Origin of the sequence: Pseudoalteromonas sp. S1608 (assembly GCF_005887265.1) — a bacterium.
Classification (GTDB): domain Bacteria; phylum Pseudomonadota; class Gammaproteobacteria; order Enterobacterales; family Alteromonadaceae; genus Pseudoalteromonas; species Pseudoalteromonas undina.
Genome location: NZ_PNDK01000136.1, coordinates 1 through 249 on the forward strand (window position 1 = coordinate 1; position 249 = coordinate 249).

At 43.0% G+C, this 249-nt stretch carries 1 protein-coding gene; it reads right to left on the minus strand.

Features of this window, described 5'->3' with window-relative positions:
- Nucleotides 1-249 (minus strand): chloride channel protein (locus CWB75_RS19015; protein ID WP_171039139.1); only part of this gene is annotated, 249 nt, incomplete at both ends.

Genomic DNA, 249 nt, shown 5'->3' on the forward strand with positions numbered 1-249 from the left:
CTTCGCGGCCAACAGAAAAGCCACTGATCAGCGCCAGTGCACCACCAACAAACTGATTAACCGTGTTATACAGTGGCATTTGCCCGTAATGGCGCTTGAGTCTGTGTATGACAAAAGGAATACCTAAGCGGTAATCTTTAAAGACAGTGAAAGCAGCAAATGTAGATATTATTAACGCTGCAACTAAAGGCATTAATACACGCTCTAATGTGGGTAGGGTTGTAAAATCGTCAGGGGTTGCTATAAATA